This is a genomic window from Cupriavidus pinatubonensis, assembly GCF_019602855.1.
In the GTDB taxonomy this organism is placed as follows: domain Bacteria; phylum Pseudomonadota; class Gammaproteobacteria; order Burkholderiales; family Burkholderiaceae; genus Cupriavidus; species Cupriavidus pinatubonensis.
Map to the genome: position 1 here is coordinate 514,163 of NZ_CP080767.1, position 13,813 is coordinate 527,975.

A 13,813-nucleotide genomic window follows, 5' to 3' on the forward strand; every position below is an offset into this window, starting at 1 on the left:
ACAATCAGCGCGGATAGATCGCGCCGAGCACGCGCGGACCGGCGGCGCCGGTGACCGTGGCGACATTGCCCGGCAGGCGGAGCAGGCACTGCCGCGCGAGCCAGGCGAAGGCGATCGCTTCGACCTGCGAAACCGGCACCCCGAAGTCTTCCGTAGTCTGCACGGCGACACCCGGCAGTGCTTGCGCGAGGCGCCGCATGATGTAGCCGTTGCGCGCGCCACCGCCGCAGACGATCAGGCGTTTTGCCGGGGCCGCATGAGCGCGGACATCGCGCGCAATGGCTTCGGCCGTCAGCGCGGCCAGCGTCGCTTGCACGTCGGCGGGCGACAGGGCAGGGCCGCTTCGCGTCGCAAGGCGCGCTTCGAGCCAGGCGGGATGAAACAGGTCGCGGCCCGTGCTCTTGGGGGGCGCCGCATTGAAGTACGGATCGGCAAGGCATGCGGCCAGCAGCGCTTCATCGACGCGTCCGCTCGCGGCCCAGGCCCCGTCATCGTCGTACGGCATGCCGAGCTGCTCGCCAATCCAGTAGTCGAGCAGCGCATTGCCCGGCCCGCAGTCGAAGCCGATCACGGCACCGCTGTCGCCGGGCAGCACGCTGATGTTGGAAATGCCGCCGATATTGCAGACCACGCGCGCCTCGGCGCCGTCGCCAAACAGCGCCTGGTGCAGCGCCGGCACCAGCGGCGCGCCCTGGCCGCCCGCTGCCACGTCGCGGCTGCGAAAATCGGCCACCACGTCGATGCCTGCCAGCTCGGCCAGCAGCGCGGGATGCTGGCTCTGGCGCGTGTAGCCGATCTCGTCGTACAGGCCCGGACGATGGCGGATGGTTTGCCCATGCGCGCCGATCGCCGCGACATCGCCGGCTTGCAGTCCGGCCTGTCCGAGCAGCGTGGTCACGCATCCGGCATAGACGCGCGCCAGCGCATTGGCCGCCAGCGCTTCGCGATGGATCTCGTTGTCGCCCGGCTGTTGCAGCTGGCCGAAGTCCGCGCGCAGCGCGTCGGGGAAGGGTTCGTGCGCGGCGGCCAGCACGGCCGGGCGCTCACCGCTGAAGTCCACCAGCACGGCGTCCGCGCCGTCCATGCTGGTGCCAGACATGATGCCGATATAGCGGTCGCCTTGCGCGCGCATGGAGTCTCCGGGCGGAGCGGCTGTCAGTTGGCCGCGGTAAGAACGTTATAGGTGCGCAGCGCGTTGATGCGGCCGAGCATTTCGCTGGTATAGCCCAAGAATTCCTGGCGCGCCTTGCCGGTCAGCACCGGCGCTTCCATCAGCGCGATGCTCAACGGGTTCTGCGGCACGTCGTTGAAGCGGAACTCGTAGTGCAGGTGCGGCCCGGTGGCCCAGCCGGTCTGGCCGACATAGCCGATGACCTGACCCTGCGTGACACGCTGGCCCTGCTGCACGCCCGCAAAGCCGGAGAGGTGTGCGTAGTAGGTCGAGTAGCCGTTCGCGTGCTTCAGGATGATGATGTTGCCGTAGCCGTTCTGCTGCCCGACAAAGTCGATCGTGCCTTCACCGGTCGCCAGCACCTTGGTGCCCGTGGGCGCGGCGAAGTCCACGCCCTTGTGCTGGGCCCACGCATGGTGCAGCGGATGCTCGCGGCCGCCGAAGCCCGACGACACGCGCGAGAATTCCACCGGCGAACGCAGGAACGGGCGCTTCATGCTGCGGCCGTCGAACGTGTAGTAGGCGCCGTTGCTCTCGCCTTCCGGTGCGAACCACAGCGCCTGGTGGAGTTGGTTGCGGTTGATCAGTTCGATCGCCACCACGCGGCCGTTGCGGATGAACGCGCCATCCTGGAAGCCTGCTTCGTAGATGATGCGGAAGCGGTCGCCGCTGGCGATGTCATGCTGGAAGTCGATGACGCCGGAGAAGATCGACAGCATCTGCTGCACGATGTCGTCGGGCACATTGGCCGCATCCATGGCCTTGAAGAAGCCGCCGGACGAAATCGAGCCGGACGCCATTTCATAGCGCAGGTCGTTGTCGACGTTCTGCACGCGCGCCTTGTAGGTGGTCGTGCCACCGGCCTTTGCCGGCTCGACCCGCTCGATCACGAGTTCGCGCGAAGTCGCGGCATTGCCGCCCAGGTTGGCCTGCAGCGAGACCAGCATATTGCTGTCGTCGATCTCCGCCTGCACGGCCTGACCGGGATTGACGTTGAACAGGCCGCGCGCGGTCGGGTTCTTCAGGATGAAGGCCTGCGCATCGGGATCGTCCACGCCAAGGCGGCGCAGCAGCGAGCCGATGGTGTCGCCGCGCTGCATGCGCTCCTGGCGCACGTAGACGGCATCGGTATCGATATCGGAAATCTGTTCGAGCTGTTCGCGCACATCGGGCATGCGCAGCGGCTCGTTGACGCGCGGCGCAAGCGGGTCATTGAAGGCGCTGCGCGGCGCCACGCCCATGGCGGCGGCCATGCCGAGCGTGAAAATTGCACCCACCGAAGCGGTGAGTTGTTTGCGCCGTCGCGCGTGCTGGGGGTTGGTCGGGTCGACGAGAACCACCAGCTCGCGCGCGAAAACTTCGCGGAGTCTGGACCACATCACGTAAAATTCAACCTTGGTCTGGGCACCGCTGCCGCGACGATGTGTGTCGTCTGCCTTCCTCCCCCGAGGTGCGGCGCGGGCTGTTCATCTTTATTTGCCGCCTAGAATGGCGGGTGGCCCACGGGCCCGGAGCCACGTTGTGCCGCAAAGCGCGGATTATACCAAAAACCGGCCCGGGGCCGAGTGGCGCATCCGCCAAATTTTCATGTATTTCAAAGACTTACGTCATGACTGAAGCTTCCTCCGGCCCCGCGGCCAAATATCCCCTCACGCCGTCGGTGATGCACGCGCTGGAGGTGTCCAAGCGCGGCTGCGACGAACTGCTGATCGAAGCCGAATGGCTGCAGAAGCTGGCCCGCAGCGAGGCGACCGGCGTTCCGCTGCGCATCAAGCTCGGCCTCGACCCCACCGCGCCCGACATCCACATCGGCCATACGGTGGTTCTGAACAAGCTGCGTCAGCTGCAAGACCTGGGCCATCAGGTGATTTTCCTGATCGGCGACTTCACCTCGACCATCGGCGACCCGTCCGGCCGCAACAGCACCCGGCCGCCGCTGACGCGCGAGCAGATCGAGGCCAACGCCCAGACTTACTACCGCCAGGCCAGCCTGGTGCTCGATCCGGCCCGCACCGAAATCCGTTACAACAGCGAGTGGTGTGATCCGCTCGGCGCACGCGGCATGATCCAGCTCGCCGCCAAGTACACCGTGGCCCGGATGATGGAGCGTGACGACTTCACCAAACGGTTCCGGTCTGGGATTCCCATTTCGGTGCATGAGTTCCTTTATCCGCTCATGCAGGGCTACGATTCGGTCGCGCTGAAGTCCGATCTGGAGCTTGGCGGCACCGACCAGAAGTTCAACCTGCTGGTCGGGCGCGAGCTGCAGAAGGAATACGGCCAGGAGCCGCAGTGCATCCTGACCATGCCTCTGCTGGTCGGCCTGGACGGTGTCGAGAAGATGTCGAAGTCCAAGGGCAACTACGTTGGCGTGACCGAGGCGCCCAACGAGATGTTCGGCAAGCTGATGAGCATTTCGGACGACCTGATGTGGCAGTACTTCACGCTGCTGTCGTTCCGCCCGCTCGCCGAGATCGACCTGATGAAGCAGGAAATCGCGGCCGGCCGCAATCCGCGCGACTGCAAGGTGCTGCTGGCGCAGGAGATCGTGGCCCGCTTCCACAGCCAGGCCGATGCCGAAAAGGCGCTCGAGGACTTCAACCACCGCGCGCGCGGCGGCGTGCCTGACGACATCCCGGCAGTCAGCCTGTCGGGCGCCCCGCTGGGCATCGCGCAACTGCTCAAGCAGGCCAACCTGGTGCCGTCCACGTCCGAGGCCAACCGCAATATCGAGCAGGGCGGCGTGAAGATCGATGGCGCGACCGTCAGCGACAAGGCCGTCAAGGTGGCCGCGGGCACCTACGTGGTACAGGTCGGCAAGCGCCGCTTTGCCCGCGTGACGCTGGCCTGAGGCGGGCGATGATCGCACTGATCCAGCGCGTCTCGCAGGCCCGCGTGACGGTCGAGGGCCGCACCACCGGAGAGATTGGCGCCGGGCTGCTGGCGCTGGTCTGCGCCGAGCGCGGCGACACCGAGGCGCAGGCCGACCGCCTGCTCGCCAAGATGCTGTCCTACCGTGTGTTTTTGGACGCCGATGGCAAGATGAATCTGCCGGTCCAGAACATGGACGGCAACGGCGGGGCGGGCGGACTGCTGGTCGTGTCGCAATTCACGCTGGCGGCTGATACCAACAGCGGTACCCGGCCCAGCTTCACGCCGGCGGCATCGCCGGAGGACGGGCGCCGCCTTTACGAGTATTTCGTCGAGCGCGCGCGTGCATCGCACCCCGATGTGCAGACCGGGGAGTTCGGCGCGATGATGCAGGTGAGCCTGACCAACGACGGACCGGTGACGTTCTGGCTGCGCGTGCCGCCGCCGGGGAACGCCTGAACCGCAAGGCTATACACCGACAGGCAACAGGAAACCACGATGGCCGCGCCGGCGCGGCCGTCCACAGACAGGAGAGACAAATGAAACTCTGGAGCAAGTCCTTCGCCGACAACGCGCCGATTCCGGGCGAGTTCGCTTTCTGCGTGCCTGATGCCGCCGCGCACGTCGCGCTGTCGAGCAACCGCAATCCGGACCTGCATTGGGAAGATGCGCCGGCCCAGACGCGGTCCTTCGTCCTGGTCTGCCATGACCGCGACGTGCCGAGCCAGGGCGACGACGTCAACCAGGAAGGCCGCGAAGTGCCGGCATCGCTGCCGCGCGTGGACTTCTACCACTGGGTGCTGGTCGACATGCCGCCGGGCCTGACCTCGATCGCCGCGGCTTCGCACAGCGACGGCGTGATCGCGCGCGGCAAGCCCGGCCCCGAAGCGGCCGGCGGCACCGCCACCGCGGGGGGCCTGCGCCATGGCATCAACGACTACACCGGCTGGTTTGCCAATGACGCCGACATGAAGGGCGACTACTACGGCTACGACGGTCCGTGCCCGCCGTGGAACGACACGCTGCTGCACCACTACGTGTTCACGGTCTACGCACTCGATATCGACCGCGTGCCGCTGGACGGCAAGTTCACGGGGGCCCAGGTGCTGGAAGCCATTCGCGGCCATGTGCTGGCACAGGCGAGCCTGACCGGCACCTACACGCTCAATCCCAAGGTAGCTGGCTGAAGCCGGGCGGCCGGCAGGCGCCGGTCGCTGGCAAGCGCAAGGAAATGCAAGGAAAGGGCATGTTGCAAAGCTCCGGGCCGCATTCGCTGGCCTACACGCACCTGATCGTGATCCGTCATGGCGAGACGGCCTGGAACCGCGAGCGCCGGCTGCAAGGCCAGCTCGACATCCCGCTCAATGAAACCGGCGAGGCCCAGGCCCGCGCGCTGGCGGCGGCACTGGCTGGCGAGCCGATCGACGCGGTCTATTCGAGCGACCTCGGCCGCGCCATGCAGACCGCCGCGCCCCTGGCCGAGACACTTGGCCTCAAGGTCCGCTCCGAGCCGCGCCTGCGCGAGCGCAGCTATGGCACGCTGCAGGGCATGACCTACGCCGAGGTCGCCGAGAAGCTGCCCGAGGACTTCGCGCGCTGGCAGGCGCGCGTGCCCGACTACACGCCGCCGCAGGGGGAATCGCTCGCACAATTCCATGAGCGGGCCGTCGAGATCGCGCTGTCGCTGTCGCGCCGGCATCCGGGCGAGCGTATCGCGCTGGTCGCACACGGCGGCGTGCTCGACTGTCTTTACCGGGAAGCCACCGGCATGACGCTGGAGGCGCCGCGCCAGCACGAACTGCTCAACGCCAGCATCAACCGGCTACGCAGCGACAGCCATCACCTGACGCTGGCACAGTGGGGCGATGTCACGCACCTCGAAACGCTGGCGCTGGATGAAGTGGACCGGCGCGTCCCCTGACGCTCCGAGCGCTGCCGCGCCGCAGACCTCAGACGCGGATGCGGAACGGCGTGAAGTCGGTATTGCGGTCGTACCAGTCCTCGTTCTCGGCGCGCTTGAGAAAATTCACGACCTTGTACGTGACCGGCGTCATCACGACTTCCCAGCCGGTCTTCAGCACATACTGGGCCACCGCGACCTGGATCACCTTCTCGAGCGGCCAGATGCCGTAGAACGCGATCACATAGAACAACGACGAATCGACGAGTTCGCCGGCCAGGGTCGAGCCGATGGTGCGCGTCCACAGCCACCGTCCGCCTGTCCATAGCTTCATCCTGGCCAGCACATAGCTGTTGGCGAAGCTGCCGCAGCAAAAGGCTATCAGCGACCCGAACGCGATGCGCCAGGTGTTGCCGAACACATCTTCCAGGCTCTTCTGGTAGTCGGCCATGAACGGCGCGACCGGCATGTGCAGTACCACCAGGCTCATGAACGTGGCAAACGCAAGCGCCGCGAAGCCCGCCCACACGACGCGACGGTCGCGGCCATAGCCATAGACTTCGGTCAGCACGTCGCCAAAGATGTACGAGATCGGGAAGAACAGCACGCCCGCGCCGAAGGTGACCGGCCCCAGCAGCGGCAGCGTGACCTGCGCGGCCTTGGCGGCCCCGATCAGGTTCGAGCACAGCAGCACGGTGACGAAGGCCACCATGACGAGGTCGTAATAGCGGTAGACGCGCCCGCTGGTATCGGTGCGGGCTGCGGCGGTGAGCAGGGTGGACATTGACGTTCCCGGTTTGGCAGGCGCGCATGGTGCCTGCTGCTTTTTCGCGGGATTATGCCAGCGGGGGCGCTGTCTTGCCGTGCCGCAAGAAAAATCCCGGCCAGGGCCGGGATGGATGCGAGCAGAGCGGCCGGGCGGCTGGGCCGCCGGCCACGGCTCCGGATCAGATATCGAGCTTGGAGATCTTGGCGCCGTTGATCGATGCATCGAACATCAGGCCCGCGTTGGTCTGCACGAAGCCCACGACCGGCTGCTGGCTGGTCAGGGTATCGAGCTGGCCATTGGCGCCGATCTTGGCCAATGCCACGTTCGCATCGGCGCCGGCGGTCCAGCCCTTGCTCGACACGAACTTGTTGTACGCCTCCGGCGTCATGAACATGATGATGATGGCCTTGGACTGGCCACCCGCGGTCAGGCCGACCGAGGCCTGCGCCGTGCTGTAGTAGCCGACGGTCGAGCCGTGCGAACGCAGTGCCCCTTCGCCGTATTCGCCGCCGACCACGAGGCCGGCTGCAATGACACGCGGGAACACCAGGACGCCCTGTGCGCGGTTTGCCAGTTCGCGCGCACCGTTGGTCGAGGAATACAGGCGGTTCAACGCGCCATCAACACCCGCATCGATTTCCTGTCTTTTCGCTGCCGGATCGGACGAGGCCTTGGTGCCTGTCGTCGTGCAGCCAACCGTAAACGCGGTGGCGACGAGCAGCCCCGATCCGGCAACCCGGGTAACAAAATGGCGTCGATTCATAGGTAACCTCCTGGTGGGGTAAAGTAACCGCGTCGGGTACGAAGTCAGTTGGCTGCGGATGCAGCCGGCGCCCTGACCGTAATGGCTACGACTTCACGATAGACGATCTTTGCCATCTGACCACGCTGGATCTTGGTCAGATCGATGGCAGGATCTTCCACCTTGACCGTGCGCAAGGTTTCGCGCGGGCCGCGGAACGTGACCAGGTGTTTGGCCGGGTCGACCTTCGTGATCTCCGCCGTCACCGTCGTGGTGATCTCGCGCATGACGCCGGGCTTGCTGCCTTCGGCCGCGTGCGAGGTGCGATCCACGGTTTCGGCCAGGGCGGTCGCCTTGCTGTCCAGGGGCTCGAGCGATGCCACGATGGCCGCGCCGCGCGCGATCGTGACGATGTCCCCCTTGCGGATCTGGCCGAAGTTCTTTGCTTCTTCTCCAGCGACGATCTCTACGACATTGCCGCGCGGTCCTTGTACCAGCACGGCCTTGGTGTTCGGATCGATATCGATGATCTTGCCGCTGACCACGGCCTCCTCGGCCACGCCGACCGGAGCCTGCGGACGCTGAGCGTAGGCGCTGGTGGCGAAGAGCATGGCCGCAGCGAGTACCGCGGCTGGCAGGGAGGACGAACGACGGATCATGGCTTTCCTTGGAGGAGGGTGACGCCCCGTGCCGGCCGGCACGACTGCCGGGTACCGGGGCAAGGGTACCGTTGAAGCCATTGTGGACAATCGGGCAGGGGCCAGCAATCCACTTCGAAAAAATTTGGGATGCGAGACAAAAATGTTTAATTGACGTCCCGACCGGCCGCTGCGGGGACTTGCCGCAGTGCAGCAGGCTCTCGTTATTCGCCGTCGATCAGGTCGCCACTGTCGCCGGCTTGCGGTGATGCCAGGCCAAAATGGCGGTAGGCGGCGGCCGTCGCGACGCGCCCGCGGGGCGTACGCTGCAGATAGCCTTGCTGGATCAGATAGGGCTCGAGCACGTCTTCGATGGTGTCGCGTTCCTCGCCAATCGCCGCAGCGAGGTTGTCGACGCCGACCGGGCCGCCGCCGAATTTATGCAGCACGGCTTCGAGCAGCTTGCGGTCCATCAGGTCGAATCCGACGCGATCCACGTCCAGCATGGCCAGCGCGGCGTCCGCGATCTCGCGGGTGATGGTGCCATCGCCCTTGACTTCGGCGTAATCGCGCACGCGGCGCAGCAGGCGGTTGGCGATCCGCGGCGTGCCACGCGCACGGCGTGCAATTTCCAGAGAGCCCAGTGGATCGATGTGCGCACCGAGCAGTTGCGCCGAACGCGTGACAATGCGTGCCAGTTCCTCGGCCGCATAGAACTCCAGCCGCGCCACGATGCCGAAGCGGTCGCGCAGCGGGTTGGTCAACATGCCGGCGCGCGTGGTCGCGCCGACCAGCGTGAACGGCTGCAGGTCGAGCTTGACCGAACGAGCCGCGGGGCCTTCGCCGATCATGATGTCGATCTGGTAGTCCTCGAGCGCCGGGTACAGGATTTCCTCGACGACCGGCGAGAGCCGGTGGATCTCGTCAATGAACAGTACGTCGTTGGCTTCGAGGTTGGTCAGGAGCGCCGCCAGATCGCCGGGGCGTTCGAGTACCGGCCCTGAAGTCTGGCGCAGGTTCACGCCCATTTCGCGCGCAATGATGTGGGCCAGCGTAGTTTTGCCCAGGCCCGGCGGGCCGAACAGCAGCACGTGGTCGAGCGCCTCGCGGCGATTGCGCGCCGCGTGCATGAAGATGTCGAGTTGGCCGCGCACCTTCTCCTGGCCCACGTACTCGTCGAGCAGTTTGGGCCGCAGCGCGCGCTCGAACGCCTCTTCGCGCGAGGAAGCGGGCGTGGCCGAGATCACGCGGTCGGGGGCGGAAAACTTGTCGGTTTCAATCATGGCTGCGGCGTCTGGTATCGCGCTATTTTACGCCTCACGCCTTGGACAAGGCCTTCAGCGCCAGCTTGATGCCGTCCGAGACACCCGTGCCGGCGGGAACCTGCTTGATGGCCGTGGCCGCTTCCTTTTCCGAATAGCCGAGTGCCAGCAGCGCGTTAAGGATATCGACCGCGCTGTCGTGCACAGGCGCCGCGCCTGGCGCGTGGCCGAGTTCGGCACCAAGCTTGCCCTTGAGTTCCAGCATCAGCCGCTCGGCGGTCTTCTTGCCGATGCCCGGCACGCGCGTGAGGCGTCCGGCTTCCTGCAACGTGATGGCCTGGGCCAGCTCCGACACCGACATGCCCGACAGCACCGCCAGCGCCATGCGTGCGCCGATACCGGTGATCTTGATCAGCTCGCGGAACGTATTGCGCTCGGCCGCGCTGCCGAAGCCATAGAGCAGGTGCGCGTCCTCGCGCACGATCAGCTGCGTGAGTAGCGTGACCGGCTGGCCGGTCGCGGGCAGGTTGTAGAACGTGCTCATCGGCACATCGATCTCGTAGCCGACGCCGTGGCAGTCCACCAGCAGGTGCGGAGGGTTCTTCTCGATAAGCGTGCCGGCGATGCGTCCGATCATGGTGTTTGCAGTAAAGGTCGGTTCAACGTTTTTGCGGAAGGCCGCAAGTGTAGCCCAGCGGCGTGCCGCGGATTCACGGAGTTCCTGCGTCGATGGCGCGCCGGCCCAGCGCCGGGTCGTCGGTAAAGACGCCATCCACGCCGGCGGCGACAAAGACCTGCACCTCGCGCACCATGCCGGCCGGACTGCGCGTCGCATCGTCGCCGCCGGTCTGGAATGCCTTGGGCAGAAAGGCGTTCTCGGGCCGGAACGTGTACGGGTGCACCAGCAGGCCCGCTGCATGCGCATTGCGCACGACGGCCGTGGGCGAGCCAAGGCCGCCCTGCGCGTCGCGCGGCACCACGCTGTTCTTTTCCGGACCGATGCCATCGGCGTAGCTGGCCACTTCGCGCAGGCCAGTCGTAGTCAGCATGTCGCCATAGGTGCGCGTGTCGCCGGCGAGCCGCCAGTCGGGCGGGGTTTGCTTCAGGTTCCCGATGAGCTGCATAAGCCGGACATTCGGCATGCCGTGATTGATCATCTTGCGCACCTGCCGCAGGCTGCCAGCCTCGAACGACTGAATGAAGACGGGTGCTTCGCGCAGGTACGGCTGCCGGCGCAGCGCATCGACGAGCTTGTCTTCGAGCGGCAAGCCGATGCCGCGGAAATAGCTCGGATGCTTCAGTTCCGGATACAGGCCGATCTGCCGGCCGGTGCGCAGCGATGCCTGCTGCGCGAGCTGTACGATCTCATCGAAGGTCGGGATCTCGAACTGGTCGTTCAGGCGGGCGTTGGCGGGGCGCAGTTTGGGAATGCGCTCTCGCGCGCGGAGTGTCTTCAATTCGGCCAGCGTGAAGTCTTCGGTGAACCAGCCGGTCAGGCGCACGCCGTCGATGACCTTGGTGCGCTTGCGGCTGGCGAACTGCGGTAGCTCGGCGACGTTGGAGGTGCCGCCGATGTCGTTCTCATGGCGTGCTATGAGGACGCCATCGCGCGTGCTGACGAGATCGGGCTCGATGACATCGGCGCCGTCCTCGATGGCCTTCGCGTAGGCCGCCAGCGTGTGTTCGGGGCGCAGTGCGCTGGCGCCGCGGTGGGCGATGACCAGTGGCTTCGCGGCGGGGGTGGGGGCTGCCGCAGGCACGGCCGCAGACTTGGGCGCTGGAGGCAGGGTTGGCCTCGTGGCGCAGCCTGCCAGCAGCGCTGCGGCCAGGGTCATGCGAAAGCAAGATCGGAAGCTGGGCATGGAATAAGATCCGTGGCCGCCGTGCGCGGCAAATGCCCTCGATTGTAAGAGACCGGGCGCTGTCTCTTGTGGAGACCGATGTTGGCCGATCAGCCGATCAGGCGCCCTCGGCGGACGCGCATGCCCTTGCGGACCAGTTCAGGGGCGAGGCCCGACAGCGTGCCGAGCGTGTCGCCGCCATTGGCGTGGCAGATCGCGACGCCCAATGCATCGGCGGCGTCAGTGCTGGGCCGTCCCGGCAGGCTTAGCAGACGCATGACCATTTCCTGCACTTGTTCCTTGTTGGCGCGGCCATAGCCGACTACGGCTACCTTCAGTTGCAGGGCGGTGTATTCGAACACCGGCAGGCCTTGGCCGACCAGGCCGCAGATTGCCGCGCCGCGTGCTTGACCTAGTAGCAGCGTGGACTGCGGGTTGACGTTGACGAAGACCTTTTCAATCGCTGCGCAATCCGGTGTGTACGTGCGGGCTACCTCGCTGATGCCATCGAACAGTGTCTTCAGGCGCGCGGGCAGGTCGGTTTCACCATTGCTTTTGATGGTGCCCGAGGCGATGTAGGAAAGCTTGTTGCCGTGCTTTTCCAGGACGCCGAAGCCGGTGGTGCGGAGGCCGGGGTCGATGCCGAGAATACGCATTTATGTTTTTTGGGGTTGCTTTGTCAGGCTTTGATCGGGCTTTGTTCTTGACTTGCGCCGCTGTTTCGCCGGCGTAGCCGGCGAGTCACTTTTTGTCCGAGCGACAAAAAGTAACCAAAAAGCGCGTTTGCTTGCCCTAACGGGCGAATACTGATCGTAGTGTGCCAGTGTTTTTGTACGGGTATTGGCTTCAGAGGTTAGTCTGGCTGCCTGTCGCTCGCTGATCGGAGCGCGCACCTTCGTTGACAGGCCATCCTCGAAACCCGGGAGGCGGGAGTGGTGCCTGGTTCGGGCACTGTGCCTCTGGGCCGCGCTGAGAAAAAGAAAAAAAGCTCCGGGGCGCGGATAGGTCCGCGCCCCGGAGCTTTCTATTTCTTTGCCTTGCTTAGTGGCGGAAATGGCGGGTGCCGGTCAGGACCATGGCGATGCCGCGCTCGTCGGCGGCGGCGATCACTTCGTCGTCGCGCATCGAACCGCCCGGCTGGATGACACAGGTTGCGCCGGCGTCTACCACGACGTCCAGGCCATCACGGAACGGGAAGAAGGCGTCCGATGCCACGGCCGAACCCGCCAGCGTCAGGCCCGCGTTCTGCGCCTTGATGCTGGCGATACGGGCCGAATCCACACGGCTCATCTGGCCTGCGCCGACGCCCAGCGTCATGCCGCCGCCGCAGAATACGATGGCGTTGGACTTGACGAACTTGGCGACGCGCCAGGCGAACATCAGATCGTCCATTTCCTTCGGCGTCGGATGACGGCGCGTGACCACGCGCAGTTCGGTCGGCTGCACGTTCTTGGCGTCGGGGCTCTGCACCAGCAGGCCACCGCCCACGCGCTTGAGGTCATACTGGTTGATGCCCTTGCCCAGCGGGATTTCGAGCAGGCGCACGTTCTGCTTGGATGCGAATACGGCGCGCGCGGCAGCGCTGAACGACGGGGCGATCAGCACTTCGACGAACTGCTTCGCCACGGCCTGGGCCGCGGTTTCGTCGAGTTCGACGTTGAACGCGATGATGCCGCCGAAGGCCGAGGTGGAGTCGGTCTTGAAAGCCTTGTCGTAGGCTTCGAGGGCATTGGCGCCCACAGCCACGCCGCACGGATTGGCGTGCTTGATGATCACGCAGGCGGGCGTGGTCACGGCGAAGGACTTCACGCATTCCCAGGCCGCATCGGCGTCGGCGATGTTGTTGTACGACAGTTCCTTGCCCTGCAGCTGCACGTAGTTGGCCAGTGCGCCATCCACGGCCTTCAGGTCGCGGTAGAACGCGGCCGACTGGTGCGGGTTTTCGCCGTAGCGCATTTCCTGGACCTTCTCGAAGGCCAGGTTCAGCGTCTGCGGGTAGGCGCTGCGGGCCTGGTGCGACTTGTCGGCACCGAGGCTGGTCAGGTAGTTGGTGATCGCGCCGTCGTATTGCGCGGTGTGCGCGAACACCTTGGTCGCGAGGCGGAAGTTGGTGTCGTAGCCAACCTTGTTGCCATTGGCGCGCATTTCGTCCAGCACCACGGCGTAGTCGACCGGATCGACGATCACGGTCACGTCGCGGTGGTTCTTGGCAGCCGAGCGCAGCATGGTCGGGCCGCCGATGTCGATGTTCTCGATCGCGTCGGGCAGCGTGCAGTCATCCTTTGCCACGGTCTGCTGGAACGGGTACAGGTTCACCACCAGCAAGTCGATCGTCGGGATGTCGTGCTCGGCCAGTGCGGCCATGTGCTCGGGCAGGTCGCGGCGCGCGAGGATGCCGCCGTGCACCTTCGGATGCAGCGTCTTCACGCGGCCGTCGAGCATTTCGGGGAAGCCGGTGTAGTCGGCCACTTCCGTGACGGGCAGGCCGCTGTCGGCCAGCAGCTTGGCGGTGCCGCCGGTGGAAAGCAGCGTGACGCCGAGCGCGTTCAGTTCGCGCGCGAATTCGACGATGCCGGTCTTGTCGGAAACAGAGAGGAGAGCTTGCTTGATCATGGCTGT

14 protein-coding genes are annotated in these 13,813 nt (G+C 65.7%); 4 read left to right on the top strand and 10 right to left on the bottom strand.

The window, feature by feature from the left end:
- Nucleotides 1–4: 4 nt before the first annotated feature.
- Entirely contained in the window at nucleotides 5–1,132 is a 1,128-nt protein-coding gene (locus K2O51_RS14860; RefSeq protein WP_011296663.1) for an anhydro-N-acetylmuramic acid kinase, read from the bottom strand.
- A gap of 23 nt (nucleotides 1,133–1,155) precedes the next feature.
- Nucleotides 1,156–2,550, bottom strand: coding sequence for a M23 family metallopeptidase (locus tag K2O51_RS14865; RefSeq protein ID WP_011296664.1), 1,395 nt, complete (start codon nucleotides 2,548–2,550; stop codon nucleotides 1,156–1,158).
- Between the two features lie 230 nt (nucleotides 2,551–2,780).
- On the opposite strand from K2O51_RS14865, the gene tyrS reads away from it, so the two are divergent.
- From tyrS to K2O51_RS14885, 4 genes are all read left to right on the top strand, one after another.
- On the top strand, nucleotides 2,781–4,022 hold the full coding sequence (gene tyrS / locus K2O51_RS14870) for a tyrosine--tRNA ligase (protein WP_011296665.1): 1,242 nt from the start codon (nucleotides 2,781–2,783) through the stop codon (nucleotides 4,020–4,022).
- 8 nt (nucleotides 4,023–4,030) lie between these two features.
- Nucleotides 4,031–4,501, top strand: coding sequence for a D-aminoacyl-tRNA deacylase (gene dtd / locus K2O51_RS14875; protein ID WP_220631284.1), 471 nt, complete (start codon nucleotides 4,031–4,033; stop codon nucleotides 4,499–4,501).
- Between the two features lie 80 nt (nucleotides 4,502–4,581).
- The gene (locus tag K2O51_RS14880; protein WP_011296667.1) at nucleotides 4,582–5,229 is read left to right on the top strand and encodes a YbhB/YbcL family Raf kinase inhibitor-like protein; all 648 of its coding nucleotides are present in this window, start codon (nucleotides 4,582–4,584) and stop codon (nucleotides 5,227–5,229) included.
- A gap of 59 nt (nucleotides 5,230–5,288) precedes the next feature.
- Nucleotides 5,289–5,963, top strand: coding sequence for a histidine phosphatase family protein (locus tag K2O51_RS14885; RefSeq protein WP_041679469.1), 675 nt, complete (start codon nucleotides 5,289–5,291; stop codon nucleotides 5,961–5,963).
- A gap of 28 nt (nucleotides 5,964–5,991) precedes the next feature.
- On the opposite strand, the gene K2O51_RS14890 is transcribed toward K2O51_RS14885, so the two are convergent.
- The 8 genes from K2O51_RS14890 to purH form a co-directional block, all read right to left on the bottom strand.
- On the bottom strand, nucleotides 5,992–6,726 hold the full coding sequence (locus K2O51_RS14890; RefSeq protein WP_220631285.1) for a queuosine precursor transporter: 735 nt from the start codon (nucleotides 6,724–6,726) through the stop codon (nucleotides 5,992–5,994).
- Nucleotides 6,727–6,889: 163 nt separating this feature from the next.
- Complete coding sequence (locus K2O51_RS14895) at nucleotides 6,890–7,474, bottom strand: BPSL1445 family SYLF domain-containing lipoprotein (protein WP_011296670.1); 585 nt, start codon at nucleotides 7,472–7,474, stop codon at nucleotides 6,890–6,892.
- Nucleotides 7,475–7,518: 44 nt separating this feature from the next.
- Entirely contained in the window at nucleotides 7,519–8,112 is a 594-nt protein-coding gene (locus K2O51_RS14900) for a hypothetical protein (RefSeq protein ID WP_011296671.1), read from the bottom strand.
- A gap of 203 nt (nucleotides 8,113–8,315) precedes the next feature.
- On the bottom strand, nucleotides 8,316–9,374 hold the full coding sequence (gene ruvB / locus K2O51_RS14905; RefSeq protein WP_220631286.1) for a Holliday junction branch migration DNA helicase RuvB: 1,059 nt from the start codon (nucleotides 9,372–9,374) through the stop codon (nucleotides 8,316–8,318).
- Nucleotides 9,375–9,408: 34 nt separating this feature from the next.
- A complete protein-coding gene (gene ruvA, locus K2O51_RS14910) occupies nucleotides 9,409–9,990 on the bottom strand; it encodes a Holliday junction branch migration protein RuvA (RefSeq protein WP_011296673.1) in 582 nt (193 codons plus the stop codon).
- A 73-nt stretch (nucleotides 9,991–10,063) separates the two neighbouring features.
- The gene (locus K2O51_RS14915) at nucleotides 10,064–11,188 is read right to left on the bottom strand and encodes a glycerophosphodiester phosphodiesterase (protein WP_245001911.1); all 1,125 of its coding nucleotides are present in this window, start codon (nucleotides 11,186–11,188) and stop codon (nucleotides 10,064–10,066) included.
- 116 nt (nucleotides 11,189–11,304) lie between these two features.
- Nucleotides 11,305–11,850 carry a crossover junction endodeoxyribonuclease RuvC gene (gene ruvC / locus K2O51_RS14920; RefSeq protein WP_011296675.1) on the bottom strand — a complete coding sequence of 182 codons (546 nt, stop codon included), beginning with the start codon at nucleotides 11,848–11,850 and terminating at the stop codon, nucleotides 11,305–11,307.
- 385 nt (nucleotides 11,851–12,235) lie between these two features.
- Nucleotides 12,236–13,807, bottom strand: coding sequence for a bifunctional phosphoribosylaminoimidazolecarboxamide formyltransferase/IMP cyclohydrolase (gene purH / locus K2O51_RS14925; RefSeq protein ID WP_140948944.1), 1,572 nt, complete (start codon nucleotides 13,805–13,807; stop codon nucleotides 12,236–12,238).
- Nucleotides 13,808–13,813 lie beyond the last annotated feature (6 nt).

Coding starts and splice junctions, on each gene's coding strand:
- K2O51_RS14860 (WP_011296663.1), bottom strand. CDS start 1,132: ATGCGCGCGCAAGGCGACCGCTATATCGGCATCATGTCTGGCACCAGC.
- K2O51_RS14865 (WP_011296664.1), bottom strand. CDS start 2,550: ATGTGGTCCAGACTCCGCGAAGTTTTCGCGCGCGAGCTGGTGGTTCTC.
- tyrS (WP_011296665.1), top strand. CDS start 2,781: ATGACTGAAGCTTCCTCCGGCCCCGCGGCCAAATATCCCCTCACGCCG.
- dtd (WP_220631284.1), top strand. CDS start 4,031: ATGATCGCACTGATCCAGCGCGTCTCGCAGGCCCGCGTGACGGTCGAG.
- K2O51_RS14880 (WP_011296667.1), top strand. CDS start 4,582: ATGAAACTCTGGAGCAAGTCCTTCGCCGACAACGCGCCGATTCCGGGC.
- K2O51_RS14885 (WP_041679469.1), top strand. CDS start 5,289: ATGTTGCAAAGCTCCGGGCCGCATTCGCTGGCCTACACGCACCTGATC.
- K2O51_RS14890 (WP_220631285.1), bottom strand. CDS start 6,726: ATGTCCACCCTGCTCACCGCCGCAGCCCGCACCGATACCAGCGGGCGC.
- K2O51_RS14895 (WP_011296670.1), bottom strand. CDS start 7,474: ATGAATCGACGCCATTTTGTTACCCGGGTTGCCGGATCGGGGCTGCTC.
- K2O51_RS14900 (WP_011296671.1), bottom strand. CDS start 8,112: ATGATCCGTCGTTCGTCCTCCCTGCCAGCCGCGGTACTCGCTGCGGCC.
- ruvB (WP_220631286.1), bottom strand. CDS start 9,374: ATGATTGAAACCGACAAGTTTTCCGCCCCCGACCGCGTGATCTCGGCC.
- ruvA (WP_011296673.1), bottom strand. CDS start 9,990: ATGATCGGACGCATCGCCGGCACGCTTATCGAGAAGAACCCTCCGCAC.
- K2O51_RS14915 (WP_245001911.1), bottom strand. CDS start 11,188: ATGACCCTGGCCGCAGCGCTGCTGGCAGGCTGCGCCACGAGGCCAACC.
- ruvC (WP_011296675.1), bottom strand. CDS start 11,850: ATGCGTATTCTCGGCATCGACCCCGGCCTCCGCACCACCGGCTTCGGC.
- purH (WP_140948944.1), bottom strand. CDS start 13,807: ATGATCAAGCAAGCTCTCCTCTCTGTTTCCGACAAGACCGGCATCGTC.